This window comes from Flavobacterium hydatis (assembly GCF_000737695.1).
In the GTDB taxonomy this organism is placed as follows: Bacteria; Bacteroidota; Bacteroidia; order Flavobacteriales; family Flavobacteriaceae; genus Flavobacterium; species Flavobacterium hydatis.
Map to the genome: position 1 here is coordinate 1 of NZ_JPRM01000058.1, position 15665 is coordinate 15665.

Sequence of the window (15665 nt, forward strand, 5' to 3'; positions counted from 1 at the left end):
ATTTTAAATTTAGATTATGAGATCTTATTCAGTTTCATTGCTTTTTTTCTTTTTTGTTACATTGTTAAATGCGCAACATCATAATGTTAGTCCAGATATGCCATCGACACACGGAATGTTGATTTTTGGAAAAGAAAAAATTTACGCTTCACACTTACCCATGTTTCGTTCTCCACATAATTATCAAATTATTTTAGAACTAGAATTAGATAGTAAAACAAAGAAATTATTTGTGGCAGATCAGGAAAAGAATCCTGAATATAATACTTATATGATTGAACCCGAAACGTTTGTTTTGCCAGATATGATTAATAATCCTAAATCATTCAAAGCAAATCTTTACAGAGGTCATTTTGAAAGAGGAGGGAAGAAGATAGCTTCGGATATTGTGGTATCTATCAAACAAGTAATTTTTTATAAAAAGTTTAATCCAGACGAAGTAAAGTCAGCAACAACTAATTTTATAATTTTTGGTAATGCAAAAGAGCAGTTTATGGTTCATGAGCTTACAAATAAGCCTGATTTTGAACAGATTTTAGAAGTGAAAACTGACTTGAGTACACTTATAAAAAATGAAAAATACAGTTTAATTACAGTGGATAAATCTGTAAATAACCCAATTGGCGTAGCAGGAAATAATATTCAGATTGATGTAAATGGAACGAATAGTTCTATCACACTTTTAAAACAATTGTACCTGGAATTTGATGATTTAAAGTAATCTTTATTAAAAAGAAAATAACCATTTTCTAACTATATAAGTGATGCAAGTTCATTTAAGTTTACGCCGATAAGACAAGCTTAGATTTACTTATATCACTTATATGGTTAAATTAATTTCTTAGTGTTTTACTTTAATATAATCGATGGAGTAGTTTCTCTTATAAAGATTAGCGCATCAAAATCAACGCCTGGTTTCATAGGTAATGCGATTACATTTGTCCAGTTAGAGTATATATTAGTTATATTCCCATTAGCATTATAAAAAGGACTTTCTTCGGCAGAATCAAAAGCTACAAAGAAAGTAGGAAACTTAGCCTCTGCAAACAATGCCGAATATGATTTAGGAAGTGCTTCAAAACTGCGCTCTACATAATCATTGCCATCTAGTACAGTTACTTTTCCTTTATAAGTATCAAAACCTATTGCGTAATATCCATTGCCATATTTTTCTTTTATATGATATCCCATACCTTTGGCTTTAGGCATATTGGTATCTTTTGCAAAGTGAATATTATGTCCCCAAATAATAGTTTTTGCTTTACTTTCCTGTTGAAAGGTGGCAAGATTTTCGGCCATAAATTCATCTCTTGCCAAAGGATTAGATAATAACGTGCCTTGGTATAAAAGTGATAAGTCTTTTTTGAAATCATTAAAGCCTTTAATAGTCGATGCACCTTTTAATTTTACTTCAGCATTTAAGCGAGAAATAATTTCCATTTCTGCATCTGATAATTCATATAAAGGAAAATCAGGAGTGGTTATCTTCTTTAAGACAGGTATTGCTGCCGCTCCGTTAGTATAAACAGTAGCATTTTTTGCTAAATAAGCAGAACAAAAGTTAGCACTAGCATCAATATCCGATTTGATATAATTAGTATCAAAACCAAAAAGAGTAACTTTATCTTTAAGAGGTTTAGCGGTATTATAGGTTTTTACCCATTCGAATAAATCATATATTTCTTTAGTATTAAACAAACGCAATGGTTGAATGAGTAGTTTTAAATCTCCTTTTCCAGTTAATAAATAAGTATTAATTGGTTCTATTGCCGAATATCCAAACTCAAAACCTATCGATCTATATTGAGCATTTGTAATCAGGTATTTAATAATACGATTCTTTTCGGTATAAAATTCATGAGTTCCGTGAGAAGCTTCGCCCAGACCACAAATCTTGTTATCCTTAAGAAGATTAGTTAATTGTGTATAATAGGCTTTATTATCATTCTCATTGTCGGTAATTGGTAAAGCATGAGAATTTATCCAGTTTAGAGATTGTCCTTGAGCAAAAGTACAAACAGAAAAAAAGCAACTGAACAAAACGGAGTAAAGGAGGTTTTTGGTCATATGGTAGTTTTTGATTACTAAAATACAAATAATAATTATACAATGTATAATTACATAAACTGCTTTGTAATAAGTATGTAAAGTAGTCAAGTCGCAAGGTTTATATACAATTTCCTTTGCGACTTCGTGACTCTTTGCGGTTAAATCAACACAACCAAAAAAAAGATTATAGATGCAGATTACGTAGATGCACTGCGGTGCGCCTCTACAGAAATTGATTGTCAATAATAAAACACATAGAAAACACTTTTATCTACACGTTCCAACTGTAGAGACGCACCGCAGTGCGTCTACACACAGTATTACGACAAAAACTTTGCGTTCTTCGCGTAATCCTTTGTGACTTCCTAGCTCTTTGCGGTTAAATCAACACAACCAAAAAAAGATTATAGATGTAGATTACGTAGACGCACTGCGGTGCACCTCTACAGAAATTGATTGTCAATAATTAAGACAGATCTATGCTACACGTTCCAATAGTAGAGACGCACCGCAGTGCGTCTACACACAGTATTACAACAAAAAATTTGCGTCCTTTGTGTAATCCTTTACGAACTCTTTTACGTGAAAAATTAGTATAAATGTAGAAAACAGTAAAATCTAATTCCCTTTAATTCTATTTAGGATTCCTAGCATTAAGGCTTTTCCATCACGTTTTTGTTTTGGTACTTCCTGAGCCTTTAGTTCTCCGTTTTCATCCTTAAAAACATAGCTAAAGGCAAATTGAGGTTGTTTAGGATCTTTGGTAAGTAACCCAAAACGCAAATCATTAAAGTAGTAATCGTTGTCTTTTTGGGTTACGATAAACCATCCTTCGCTCACTTTTTTTAAGGTTTCAAAATCGGGATTGCCAGTAAGTTGTTGGGATAGAGCATTATTTTTTTCATAACGCTCAAAAGTTATGGGTTTGCTATCAAATAGGGAATAATCTGCTAATAAATATGCCTCTTTTGTGGCTACATTAGCATTCCATAAAATACAATTAAAAGCTGTTGGCTTTACGATAAGATCATCATAAGTTATATGTTGTTCTTGCAGTGCGTTTTTAAATTGTTGTAATGCATAAAGTTTTAAACCACAAGTTACCAAGAGGTAAAACGAACTAATATATATACCACGTAAAACATATTTTTTTCGCAAAGCGAAAGTAGGTTTTCGCAATCCTATAATCAAGCAAATAAGTAACGGAAGCGTATATAAAGGATCAATTACAAAAACAGTCTTAAAGGCAATTCGGTCGGGTAGAGGCCAGAAAATTTGTGTTCCCCAAGAAGTAAACATATCCAGTAATACATGGGTAAACAAACACCAAAAAACTAAAAAAGTTGCACTACGGAAATTAATTTTTCCTTGTTCAATTTTAGAAATAAACCAACTTAATATGGGCGATAATAAGCCGAAAAACAATAAGGAATGACTTAATCCTCGATGAATTGCTACTCCATTTACAGGATTTAAAAACATCCCAACAAGAACGTCTAAGTCAGGTATAGTTCCTAGAATTGCACCATATAAAATTGTTTTGCGTTGTAATTTTTTGCCTGCACATAATTCAGCAGTTGCAATTCCTAACACAATTTGAGTAAATGAATCCATAGGGTATTGTTGAACTGCAAATTTAAACAGAAAGTAGGTTTGATTCTGCTTTAAAGAAAATGTTTTTTGATTCAGATTAGACTGATTTAATTTTAAAAGTAGTTATAATTAATTTGCGTTCATCTGCTTATATCTTTTAGAATCTGCGTAAAAAAGTCTATAGCTTAATCTTAGAGGTTAATAAGTCAACAAAAGGAGAGGTTTTATTAATAAAATAATTAATAACCACAAGTTGATTTTTTTAGAGGATAATACTTAAATTTGATTACAAAATCTATACTATGAAGCGAATTATATATGCACTTATTGGCCTTTTTACCATAGGTATTTTACTTTATACAGCAAGCACTTATTCTGAGGAAAAAAAATCAAACCCGCTTCTTCCTGTGCAGAAAAAAATTCAGCCAGGTATAATATTAAGCTTCGATGATAATTATGTTGATGATTGGTATAATGCCGAAAAAAGACTGCGCCATTTAGATTGGAAAGCGACTTTTTTTATATGTAAATATGATTCTTTAAACGATTCGCAAAAGAAAAAATTACACTATTTGCAAGACATGGGACACGATATTGCAGCACATGGTTATAATCATGAAAATGCCCTTAAATATTCGGCCAAATATGGAATTGAAAAGTATATAAATGATGAGATATTGCCGCTAAAAGCAGCAATGGGTAAAGATGGATTTAATTTGCGCTCATTTGCTTATCCTGATGGAGCACGCAATGCAGATTTGGACAATGAATTATTAAAACATTTTGATTTTATAAGAGGCACAACTTATGGTAAACTTTATCCTGATTCGCAATATTGTTATTATGAGGGTAATCGGATTATTTACGGTTTAGGTATAGATGACGATTACAAACAGTTTGATGTTGCATATTATAAAACTCTTATGGACTACGCCAAAAAGCATAATAAGATTGTTATTTTTTACGGGCATAAAACAGTAGAAGTTGCTGACGAAAAAATAGAAACTCCTCTTGCTGCTTTACAAGAAATATGTGAGTATGCAAAAGATAATAAGCTTAAGTTTTATACGGTAGACGATTTGAAAAATCTGTAAAATATTCTCAAAGTGAATACTATGATTGCTAGAATTATAGTGATAAAGTGAAATAGCAGAAATCTTTTATCGATCAGTAAATAATTTTTGTCGGTAGATAAAGTATTTTCGGCGGTAGTTTTTTTTATCCATGTATGGTACAAATACTTTTGGAAGAAAAATTAAACTTATGTCATCACTTACACCACTTATTTGGCTTTTATTGATTCTGCCACTTTTTATTTTTGCTTTTGTAAATACTAAAAAAGTAGACCTAAAATTTCTCCTCTTTTTTATGTTATACTTTTTAGCAGATTGTTATCTCCAGCATTTCAGTCAGAAGTATTTATCATTAGAAACTTTTGGTTTAAAATTTACATGGATTGGGAAATTTTTAAGCTTAATTTTAGGCTTGGTAATTGTCTTTTCGGTAAATAAACAAAATCGTGCAGAAATTGGTTTTACAAACAAAAGCAATTCTAGACGCGATTTAAGATTTGGAGTTTTGATTTTCTTCGGATTCCTGCTATTTGATCTTGTTTTTAAGATGGCTTTGTTTCCTAAAGGAGGTACTTTTGATCTGGAAACTTTTGCATTTCAAGCCACAATGCCTGGTTTAACAGAAGAAATTCTATTTAGAGGAATCGGATTATGGCTTCTGGATAAGGCGTTTTTACCAAAATGGGATTTTAAAGGAATAAAATTTGGATGGGGATTTATCATCGTTACAGTTCTATTTGGCGTGGCACATGGGGCAGTTTTAACAGTAGATCATCAATTTAAATTTGACATTATTGTAATTGTGTATCTAACCTTAATATCTTCTTTAAGTCTTGGAATACTTCGAAAATTTTCTGGTAATCTTATCTATCCAATGTTAGGACACAATACCATTAATATAATGAATGCTATTATCAGAATATTATAGATTAAGGAAAGAACTTCAACAACTATAATTTAAATTTGCTTCATTTAAAATGTATTTAATGCAAGAAACTGCCATTTTTTCAAATTATTTGGTGACCAAAATAGCCGAATTTAATTTTGATAAATTTTATACAAAAAGAAATAGAATTCTACTTCATACTGCGATGTGGTTGGGTTTTTCGATATTGTTATTCCTGAGTTATGTGCTTGCATATCAACTTTCAATATTCAATGCTCTTATCCTCACAATTAGGATGGCAACTGTTAATGCAATTGTATTTTATGCGTTTTTTTATTTGTTGTTACCAAAGATTTTCTCGGGAGGAAAAACCAGAATGATATTATTATTGTTACTCAGTTTTGTCCTATTTATTTTTATTTGGATGGCAGGAACTTATTTTATTTCGATATTATATCATTCACTTGGATTCGAAATAACTAAAGGAGAACTAAAAGGAGCTATAAAAATGAGTGCAAGTCAAACGTTTTTGCAAGCTATATCTGTGAGAAGAATGGTGTCGCAGGTATTCATTATTATTACCATTTTATCACCTTTCTTTTTTGTTAAAATCCTTTTTGAGATTTCAAGGCTTTATAATAAAAATTTAATAATTCAGAATCAAAAAGCTGCATTAGAAATTCAAAATATCAATATCGAAAAGAACTTTCTGAAAGCCCAACTTAATCCACATTTTCTCTTTAATACATTAAATAATCTTTACGGACTTTCGATAAAAAAAGATGATAGTACACCAGAAGTTATCCTGAATCTTTCGGATATTATGAGTTATACGCTTTATGAATCGAATACTGAAAAAGTCGCATTAGAAAAGGAATTAGAGTTTATAAAAAATTATATCGAGTTGGAGCGAATGCGATATTCAGCCAATAAAAACATTAAGTTTCATATTCCTGAGACAACTCATTTGTTAGGATTTTATATCGCGCCACTTTTGACTTTCACGTTTATAGAAAATGCTTTTAAATATGGATTAAAGAGTGATAAGGAACAGTTTATATATTTGGATATAAAAGTTGAGGATAAAAAGTTTTATTTTCAATTAGAAAATGATTTAGAACAGGAAATTAGGGATAAAGAATTTGGTGGTATTGGAATTACAAATGTTCGCAAAAGATTGCAACTTTTATATCCTGACAAACACGAACTGAATATCGAAAATCTGGGAACAAAATTTAAAGTCAATTTAAAAATAGATTTAGACTAATGAACAAATTAATTTGCATTGTTATAGATGATGAACCACTTGGTAGAGAAGTTATTGAAACTTTCGTAAAAGAAATTCCATATCTTGAACTCACAGCTTCATTTGAAGATCCTGTTGAGGCGTTAATCTATTTACAAAATAATATGGTGGATATAGTGTTTAGCGATATCCAAATGCCAAAAATTAGCGGAATGGAATTGTTACGTTCATTAGTACATCCGCCCGTAGTTATTTTTATTACTGCACATCGTGATTTTGCTTTAGATGGATTTGAAGCTGGTGTGACCGATTATTTGGTTAAGCCAGTTCGATTTGATCGTTTTTTGAAGGCAGTTAGCAGAGCAAAAGACCGAATTTCAGTAAGTCAGGTCGCAACAATACAGCATCAGGTTCATTCAGATAGAATATTTATAAAATCGGAAGGTAAACTGGTGAAAATTTTATTTGATGAAATCCTTTATATAGAAGCACAGGGAGATTATCTTAAAATCGTAATTCCGTCCGAAAGTTTTACTACACAACTCACTCTAAAATCGATGGAAGAAGTTCTTAACTTGCCAACTTTCTTTCGCGTCCAGCGTTCGTTTATTCTCAACCTAGAAGCAGTAAGAAGCGTAAACGGAAATACGGTAGAACTCACTAATGGTAAATCAATTTCTATAGCTTTAAATAAAAAAGAAGAACTTTTTGGCTTATTGGGTATAAAGTAAAATAACAGAAGACACCAACTTATATTGGCATCTTCTGTTATTAATCAATACTTATTTAAAGTGTCTGAAAAAATTAAGTTTAATGACTTTTGCTATTTTCAAAACCAAGAATCGTAATTCGGTATGGCGTATTAGATACTTTTATTTTCTTTACAATAGTCATAGTAGATAAACTCACTTGCAATAATTCTCCTGTAGTTGGTGAAGTTATATAAGCAAAATTTTCTGTTAGTTGGATTTGAGGTTTCATCGTAGCATCTTTTGCCGTTTCACCAATTACTTTTCCTTCTTTTTCAAGTTGCAACGTAGTTAAATTGAATAATTTGAAATTACCGTTAAGCAATAAAACACCAAGTTTACTCATATTATAGCTTACTTTACATTGTGTAATGTCAGTACTTTGTAAGATTGGTTTAATTGTTCCGTTAACAACATCAATTAAGTAAGCACCTTTATCGGCAGTGAAACCTACAAATTTTCCTTGAGCTTTTGTTTCCAGAATACTTCCAAACCATGAAGTTCCAAATCCTTCAGGAAGTGCAATAAGTTTTTGTTTTCCTGAACTTTCAACTACAAGAACACCACTTGCTGAACCAAAAACAGCATAAGTTCCATCAGAAGCATTTCCGTGGATTCCTTTTGTTGCAATTGTAGCTTCAAAAAGAGTTTTTCCCGTATTGTCTATAATTTTTACTTTCTCAGGAAGTGTTCCCGTAACCGAATTGTCTTTTTGCGTAATAGCATAAGTTCCGTTAGAGAAAGTCGCCATAGCTCCATGATGTGCTAATAAACCAGCATTAATCACTTTAAATTTAGCTCCAGCAGTATTAATATCAGATTCTTTGGCTACAGATAAAGTTCCATCACCATCATTAAACGCTAATACTTCACCTATTTTACTTTTAAAATGTGTAGGCATAGGCGATTGTCCAGTTAATGCACCAAATTTCGGAATTCCGTCTACATCAACGTGGTCACCATGACCTTCAAATCCGCTGTCAAAAGTTTCTATAGTATTATCAGCTCTATGAATAATACCAGCATATCTACCGGATTCAGTAGTGTAAATAGTTGATTTTGCATATTTCGCATTAAAAAAACTTGAAGTACCATCAACTGGATTTACCAGTGTAATTTGGGGTGTTTTTTCATCAGAAAGTAATACTCTCAAATACTTATATTCAGCCAAAGCTTCCTTTGGAGTTTCGGTAGTATTGTCGTCGTCATCATTGCTACAAGAGATTGCAAAAGTGGATAAAGCAAATAGGAAAATCAGTTTGTAATAATTGTTTTTCATTGTAAAGATTTGTTTAAGATAATATTTAGATTAATAATTAATAGTAATAGGCATTGACTTATATACATTGAGATTGTAAGTTGTATTTTTATATAAAACCACCCAATTATATACGCCAGATTCCCATGCTTTTTCGCCAGTTATTGGGTTTGCATTAGGTAGGTTTGCATCGGTTGCAGCACCAATAACAATTTTTTCGCCACCCCAAACATCATTCACTTTTTGTAAAGTCGAAATTTTTGATGCAGCAGCAAGACCTTTATGCTCGACTTTAGAAATCACGATTACCTTTTTAAAGTCAAGATTGTCAATACTCTCAGGATGATAATTGGCACTTTTTTTAATCAGTACAGAATATAATATTCCATCGCCTTTAATCTGGCTTATCTGAGCGTGAGCAGTTAATTCGTCGTTCTTTTTAAAGATTAGTTCAGGCTCAACCCAAGTACCCATATGGTAAATTAAAGTTTCGTTACGAGAAATCATATCTCGACCAATTAAAGGATCGGTTGGTAAATTTGCAGCATCAACAATGGTAAAATCTTCTTTAATTTCTAGCTTAGAGCCATTGCTATCTAATATTATAAAGTAAAAGTCATATTTACCTTCGGGAGCTTCTTTCGGAATATTAAAGTGCTTGTGTACCGTAGTATTTTTAGCTCCAACATATTCAGCCCAGCTTAGTTCTAATTTCCAATCGCTTGCATATTTCTCTCCTTTTTTAGGAAGTATTTTAAGTTGTACTGCCGCAATTTTATCTCCAGCTTTAACATCGGCATTAAAGTGAAAATCACGACCAATAACACCTTGTTTATTATTGGCAGAACCAATTTCAACATTTGTCATTGTGGGCTTTGCAACTTCGGGAACATTATCATCATCATTGTTACAGGCTGTAAATGCGGCAACAAAGAGTAAAAACAAGGGGAATAATTTTGCTTTTTTCATAAGGTTTTTTTGTTTAAAAGGATTCATATTATTTTTGATTATGTATTAAAAAGGGAATTTTGACCGATAGGATAATGTTTCTGCTAGCCTCGGGAAGTTCTATTAATCGGTAAAAACTGGTATGATTTAAGTATTTGGTATTAAACAAGTTTTGTACTTGCAGCGAAATGGCTAAATCCTGTTGTCCTGTTCTTATTTTTGTTCCTAATGCAAGGTTGAAAACACTGCTGCTCGCCGTTTTCTTTTCGGGAGGAACAATTTGGTTTTGTTCGGCAGTAAAACGATAATCCAATGAGAAATACGTATCTCTTAGATTTTTAATTTCCGGGCTATAAGTTAAACCAAACAAAGCTGATGCAGGAGGAGAAAAGGGTAGTGTATAGCCTTTTTTGCTGCCCGATAGTTGCTCAGAATAGAGATATTCTACCAGAATTTCTCCACTTAAACTTTTTAAGAATTGATAGCGCGTTTGCAATTCACCTCCATAACGCATGACTTTACTTTGTTCATATTCAAAAACCTGATTACCTGCTCCATAATAAATATCATGTTGCGAAGTAGGGTTTAAGTAGATGTAATTAGGAAAATAATTAAAGAACGGACTTAGTTGTACCGACCATTTATTTTCCTGCCATTCTAACCCAAGATCTAACTGATAGGATTGTTCGGCTGATAAGTTTGGATCTCCTTTTTCAAATCGGAAATAATGATAATTAACACCATTTGAAGCCAATTCTTTTGCAATCGGCATTCTGAAACTTGTTCCTGCATTTGCTTTCAAAGAGAATTTTTCGAGATTATAATTTACTCCAGCCGACCAGGTAAAACTTTTAAATGTTCGCGTAAGCTCTTTAGAACGTTCTAAGTATTCTAAATTTGTTTGTCCATTAGTTGTTACCTCGCTTTCAAACCAATCAGTATATTGTTTCATTTTAATTCTGCCATAATCCAATCGTATTGCTGCGTTTAGCAACCACTTTTCGTTTAGTTGAATTTTATCATAAGCAAATGCACCAGCATTAATTTGAGTAAAAGCAGGAATCAGGAAACTCCAACCACCAATTTTATTTTGTTGCAATTCTGTATTTACACCCACGGTAAATTGATGATTACCTACTGCAAATTCATCTTTTATCGAACCAGAAAAAACTTCTTTGTTGTATTGTCGCTCAAGATCTTTTGGAGCATACATATCATCGGGATATATAGGTGGCATATAACCATGATTAACATAATGGCTCCATTCGCGGCGAAAATTCTTTTGAAAACCCATTTGAGTTTCCAATTGATGTTCTCCTAATTGAAAAGATGTAGTGTTACTTATCTTGGTATGGTTTACTTCCTGATATGGCATTTGTATATCTCGGCTGGATTTATCATGAAGTTCTGTATCTACATTTCGAGGTTCAAGACCATGAGCATTGGCAAAAAAGCCAGTTTTACTATACACGTTACTCACATACAAAACCGATTTAAACTTCTGGCCTATATATCCTGTACTTGCATGCAAATCGAGTTCTCGTCCTGCAGTATTACGCAAATGATTTTTATAAAGCGGAACTGCATAATTGTAAACCTGAACCACATCGGTAGGAACACGATAATCGCCGTAATCCATCGCAGTTATTCGGGTATCAAAGAACCATTTTTCATTACGCCCAAACAGGTTAAAAGAACCTCCATATTGTTCGTTATTACTTTTGCCAGTAATATCAACGCTTCCGCCCAAAGTATGCTCGGTAGGAAATGCTAACGGTTTTATATTAATGGCGCCACCAATAGCATCAGATCCGTAGATAAATGATGATGGGCCTTTAATGATTTCTACACGATTTACAGCATATTGGTCTATTTCTAGCCCGTGATCTGCGCCCCATTGTTGGCCTTCGTGTTTAATGCCATTCTCGACAACAATAACCTGATTAAAACTTAATCCTCGTATAAGAGGTTTAGAACCACCAGAACCTATAGAAATAGTTTTAACACCAGGTAATCTTTGGAGCGATTGCATCAAACTACCACCAAGATTACGCTGGATAAAACTACTATTTACGACATCTATGTTGAGAGATTCTTTTTTGTTGAGGCGTGTAGCATAATTATCTTTTATTACAACTTCTTGCAGTTCCTTAACTTCCTGATGTAAGATAATATCAGGTTGTACATTTGAGTTTTTATCTAACGAAAGTTCAATTTCAGATTTGATATAACCCGAGTAACTAACAATAAGTTTCTTTGAGTTTTTAGGAATTTGATTAAAGTAATAAGCACCTTCTTTATTTGTAAAAGTAGTTGCAGATGATGGGTAAATCGTTACAGTTGCACCTTCTAAAGGTTTATGACTATTAGAGAATACATTACCTGATATATGGACAGATTGTGCAGATACTTTCGTAAAAGTAACAGCGCAAAACAGCAACAGATAAATAATCTGTAATCGATTTGGTTTATTTTCGTTCATCAAAATCACTTATTTAATTTTGATGCTTAAACCTTTAATAGTTTGCCAACCTTCTTTATCGGTTAAGCGAATAAGGAAATGGTAATCTCCGGGATCGATATCTGCGGGAATGCTGATTTCCTGAGTTGCATCGTAACTTTTTAAACCTTCTGGAATAGTCACAGAATTAATATAAAGCATTGGTTTTACAGGCTTTTTTATGGTTTCAGGAGTACAATCATTTACTTCGGTACTATGATTATGATGGTCGAAATTATGATGAATATCCAAGCTATACGATCCTAATGCCGAATTGTCGGTAAACTTAGCTCTGAATGTAAATTTTTGTCCACGGATTACTTCACTACATTGTATTGGGAATGCGGTTGTTGCCGATATATCGATAACAGGATATTCAGTGTCAACTTTATTATCATCACTGCTATCACAGGCTGTAAAGATGCCAACTAAAGCAAAAGATGCTAGTACAAGTTTTTGGATTTTCATTTTGTTCATATGTATTAATTTTGGGTTACAGGGTAGGGGAATGCGCTTTTTTAAATGACATAACGATGAGTAATGCCAACTCAAAAAGGAGTACAGAAAGACATCTTCATAGAGGATTATTCTATGAAATGAGAATTATTTTAAAATGGAATTGCAATTAAGCAGAAGTAAAATCTTGGCTTTTTTGGTAAACGAAACCGAATGACAGCTCTATAAAACTTTATTAAACATATAAGTCATTTAAGAAAATATAAGTTTTATAAACACTTCGTTTATATGAACTTACATAACTTATATGGTTAGTTTTTATAGAAAAGTGGTTTTAAACCATATAAGTCATTTAAGAAAATATAAGTTTATAAACACTTCGTCTAAATGAATTTACATAACTAATACAATTAGCTTTTGTAGTAACATCTAAAAAAAAACTATTAAAAATGGATTAATGCCAAGTAATTGATTTTACTTTAAATTGTTGGAGGTGCTCGAAGAGCAAATAAGGATCCCTTAAAGAAAGAGGAATATGTTTTGTAATAAAAAGAAACATATGAAGATATGTTACACCTTTTATAAAACTCAAAAGACATGAAAGTAAATGTACTTACAGGAGCAAATTTAAAATGACAAATAGCACATTCTTCAGAAGAATGATTGTGTGTTATAAGTTCAGTTTTCCCTGTAGTTAAGTGCTGTGTACTTTTATGAGAAGCATCATGACTTTGTATGTGTTCATAAGAATGGATTGCCGGAAATAGTATAGCAAATACTACTATTAGCGGCATAAGAAGATTAATAAATTTAAATTTCTTTTTCATTCTGGTGAATCAAGATTTAATAATGCGTGTTTATCTAAGAAATAAAACCATAAGAACTCTGATATAAAAGTTGTTATTTCCTTCAGTTTCCCTGCTCTTAACGCAATACTGTTGCAAATATAAAAATCTTATTTATAAATGCAACATTGTTTCATTAAAAAATAAATAATAATGATTTCAGATGGAGTTTTATTTGATTCTAATCGGGAATAACAACCGATGTATAAAGCCTGTAGAGTTCCCATCCTAAAGTTTGATAAAAGAATTTACCATCTTCGGTAGCAACCAGAAAATTATTATGAATGTTATTAGCCAAAGCAATTTTTTCAAGTTCTTTCATCAAGAAAGTAGCAAGACCGTTTCGGCGATGATTTGTTTCGGTTGAGATTCTATCATAAATAGCCAAATCATCTACGAGAACAACGTGTCCTATTGAGGCTAGCTCACCATCAATAGTAACAATCCGAACAACAAAGGTTGAGTTGTAACTCTCAAATTCAAACTTATATTTATCGGGTAATGTACCGTCAGGGAAGCTCATTTGCTTAAAGCAAGACATCATATATCCTTGTGGCTGAATTACCCATTTTTCGGATAATTTGTCTTTTAATTCATCAGGCGAAGCACAAACTTTTAGATATATCCAAGGTTCATCAATAGTCTCAGATAATTGAATAAAGTGCTCATTAAGTTCAGGAAAAACATATCGCATTTTTTGATTTTCATAGCCAACATCTACCATCCATCCAGATTTATATTTTACAGGCAAAGGTAGTTTTCTAGATAAAGACCAAGCTTTTAGCCAATTTTGCAGGATGTTAAGTTGAATATTTTTATTCATTAGATTATGAAGTTAAAAGTATAAACAGAGAAAACAGAAAAGTCGATTTCTTAATTATGTTTTAACTATGAAAGTTACTCTTTATATAAAAGTAAATAATTTTATCTAGCGAAATACTTTTTAGAAATAAATACAAAAAGTAGAGTAGAGGATTTTAGCGAGATTTAGAATTTAGTCTTGAACTTTTTAATTTTGAAGTTTTTGGATTTGATTACTTTTCCATTATCCGTAATCATCAAACAACTATAAGCAGGAAATTTTTGAAGTAAAAGCAAACCTTCTTTTTGACCTAAAACCATCATAGAAGTACTAAGACCATTTGCCGTTTCGGCATCAGGGCCAAAAACAGTCACGCTACACAAACCTGTTGCGGGATATCCTGTTGCAGGATTGATAATATGAGAATATCTTTTGCCGTTAAAAACTACAAATTTTTCATAACTTCCAGAAGTAGTTACAGCTTCTTGCCCCAAAGGAACAACAGCTAATAGTTTCTCGGTATTAAACGGATTTGTAATACCTATTTTCCAAGGTTCACCGTTAGGTTGTTTTCCCCAAGTACTCATGTCTCCAGATCCATTTATAATTCCGGCATTGATTCCTTTTGCTAGCATCATCGTTCGGCATTTATCGGTGGCATATCCTTCACCCAATGCTCCAAATCCTATTTTCATTCCTTTAAGTTTAAGGAATATAGTAGATTGTACGCTGTCTAAAATGATGTTTTTATACCCGACTTTCTCTACTGATTTTTTTATGGCTTCCGCCGAAGGCATCTCGGTCATCGATCCATCAAACTTCCAGATTCTGTCCATTGCAGCAAAACTAATATCGAAACCACCATTTGTTATTTCAGATAACTTTATGGCCCTTTGAGTTAATTCAAAAACTTCGCGATCTACTTTTACAGGTTTAATTCCTGCATTTTGGTTCACTTCTGATACTTGTGTATCTGATTTCCAATCAGAGATTAAATTTTCAATTCGTGTAATTTCAGCAATTACTTCATCAATATTTTGTTCAGCAGATGCTGCATCATTTGCAACAATAGTAATATCAAAACGTCCCCCCATAAGCAGCGTCGTTCTTTTTCGGAGAACTTGCGCATTGCCAGAAAAACTAAACGCAATTATAAAAACAACTAAAAACTTATGTAGGATTGATGTATGCATGATTTTTTTGAATAATAAAAAATAATGAGTTTTTATTAATAAGCTCCAGCGAAGCGATATTTTTTTT

General features: G+C 32.3%; 14 protein-coding genes. 5 read left to right on the forward strand and 9 right to left on the reverse strand.

The genetic code is table 11. From position 1 onward, the window contains the following. Positions 1-16: 16 nt before the first annotated feature. Positions 17-721, forward strand: a complete 705-nt coding sequence (locus IW20_RS23950) for a hypothetical protein (RefSeq protein ID WP_035628667.1) — start codon at positions 17-19, stop codon at positions 719-721. Between the two features lie 128 nt (positions 722-849). Here the strand turns inward: IW20_RS23950 and IW20_RS23955 are convergent, their stop codons facing one another. After that, complete coding sequence (locus IW20_RS23955; protein ID WP_035628668.1) at positions 850-2067, reverse strand: erythromycin esterase family protein; 1218 nt, start codon at positions 2065-2067, stop codon at positions 850-852. Between the two features lie 600 nt (positions 2068-2667). Next, the gene (locus IW20_RS23960) at positions 2668-3663 is read right to left on the reverse strand and encodes a metal-dependent hydrolase (RefSeq protein ID WP_035628669.1); all 996 of its coding nucleotides are present in this window, start codon (positions 3661-3663) and stop codon (positions 2668-2670) included. Positions 3664-3944: 281 nt separating this feature from the next. Between IW20_RS23960 and IW20_RS23965 the strand changes: the two genes are divergently transcribed. The 4 genes from IW20_RS23965 to IW20_RS23980 all read left to right on the forward strand — a co-directional run bounded on the left by IW20_RS23965 (position 3945) and on the right by IW20_RS23980 (position 7578). Next, the gene (locus IW20_RS23965; RefSeq protein ID WP_035628670.1) at positions 3945-4736 is read left to right on the forward strand and encodes a polysaccharide deacetylase family protein; all 792 of its coding nucleotides are present in this window, start codon (positions 3945-3947) and stop codon (positions 4734-4736) included. Between the two features lie 169 nt (positions 4737-4905). Next, positions 4906-5643 carry a CPBP family intramembrane glutamic endopeptidase gene (locus IW20_RS23970; RefSeq protein WP_035628687.1) on the forward strand — a complete coding sequence of 246 codons (738 nt, stop codon included), beginning with the start codon at positions 4906-4908 and terminating at the stop codon, positions 5641-5643. Between the two features lie 58 nt (positions 5644-5701). Beyond that, complete coding sequence (locus IW20_RS23975; protein WP_205625925.1) at positions 5702-6868, forward strand: sensor histidine kinase; 1167 nt, start codon at positions 5702-5704, stop codon at positions 6866-6868. Beyond that, a complete protein-coding gene (locus tag IW20_RS23980) occupies positions 6868-7578 on the forward strand; it encodes a LytR/AlgR family response regulator transcription factor (protein ID WP_035628671.1) in 711 nt (236 codons plus the stop codon). Before IW20_RS23975 ends, IW20_RS23980 begins: the two co-directional genes overlap by 1 nt. A 79-nt stretch (positions 7579-7657) precedes the next feature. Here IW20_RS23980 and IW20_RS23985 read toward each other — a convergent pair whose 3' ends face one another. The 7 genes from IW20_RS23985 to IW20_RS24015 form a co-directional block, all read right to left on the reverse strand. Continuing rightward, positions 7658-8875, reverse strand: coding sequence for a hypothetical protein (locus tag IW20_RS23985; protein WP_035628672.1), 1218 nt, complete (start codon positions 8873-8875; stop codon positions 7658-7660). A 30-nt stretch (positions 8876-8905) separates the two neighbouring features. After that, positions 8906-9823, reverse strand: coding sequence for a DUF4625 domain-containing protein (locus IW20_RS23990; RefSeq protein WP_035628689.1), 918 nt, complete (start codon positions 9821-9823; stop codon positions 8906-8908). 28 nt (positions 9824-9851) lie between these two features. Beyond that, positions 9852-12284 carry a TonB-dependent receptor gene (locus tag IW20_RS23995; protein ID WP_051886159.1) on the reverse strand — a complete coding sequence of 811 codons (2433 nt, stop codon included), beginning with the start codon at positions 12282-12284 and terminating at the stop codon, positions 9852-9854. Between the two features lie 9 nt (positions 12285-12293). Then, complete coding sequence (locus tag IW20_RS24000; RefSeq protein WP_081912560.1) at positions 12294-12779, reverse strand: DUF4625 domain-containing protein; 486 nt, start codon at positions 12777-12779, stop codon at positions 12294-12296. 458 nt (positions 12780-13237) lie between these two features. Then, positions 13238-13552 carry a hypothetical protein gene (locus IW20_RS24005; RefSeq protein WP_240478535.1) on the reverse strand — a complete coding sequence of 105 codons (315 nt, stop codon included), beginning with the start codon at positions 13550-13552 and terminating at the stop codon, positions 13238-13240. Between the two features lie 232 nt (positions 13553-13784). After that, positions 13785-14426, reverse strand: a complete 642-nt coding sequence (locus tag IW20_RS24010) for a GNAT family N-acetyltransferase (protein WP_035628674.1) — start codon at positions 14424-14426, stop codon at positions 13785-13787. A gap of 164 nt (positions 14427-14590) precedes the next feature. Next, entirely contained in the window at positions 14591-15598 is a 1008-nt protein-coding gene (locus IW20_RS24015) for an FAD:protein FMN transferase (RefSeq protein WP_035628675.1), read from the reverse strand. Positions 15599-15665 lie beyond the last annotated feature (67 nt).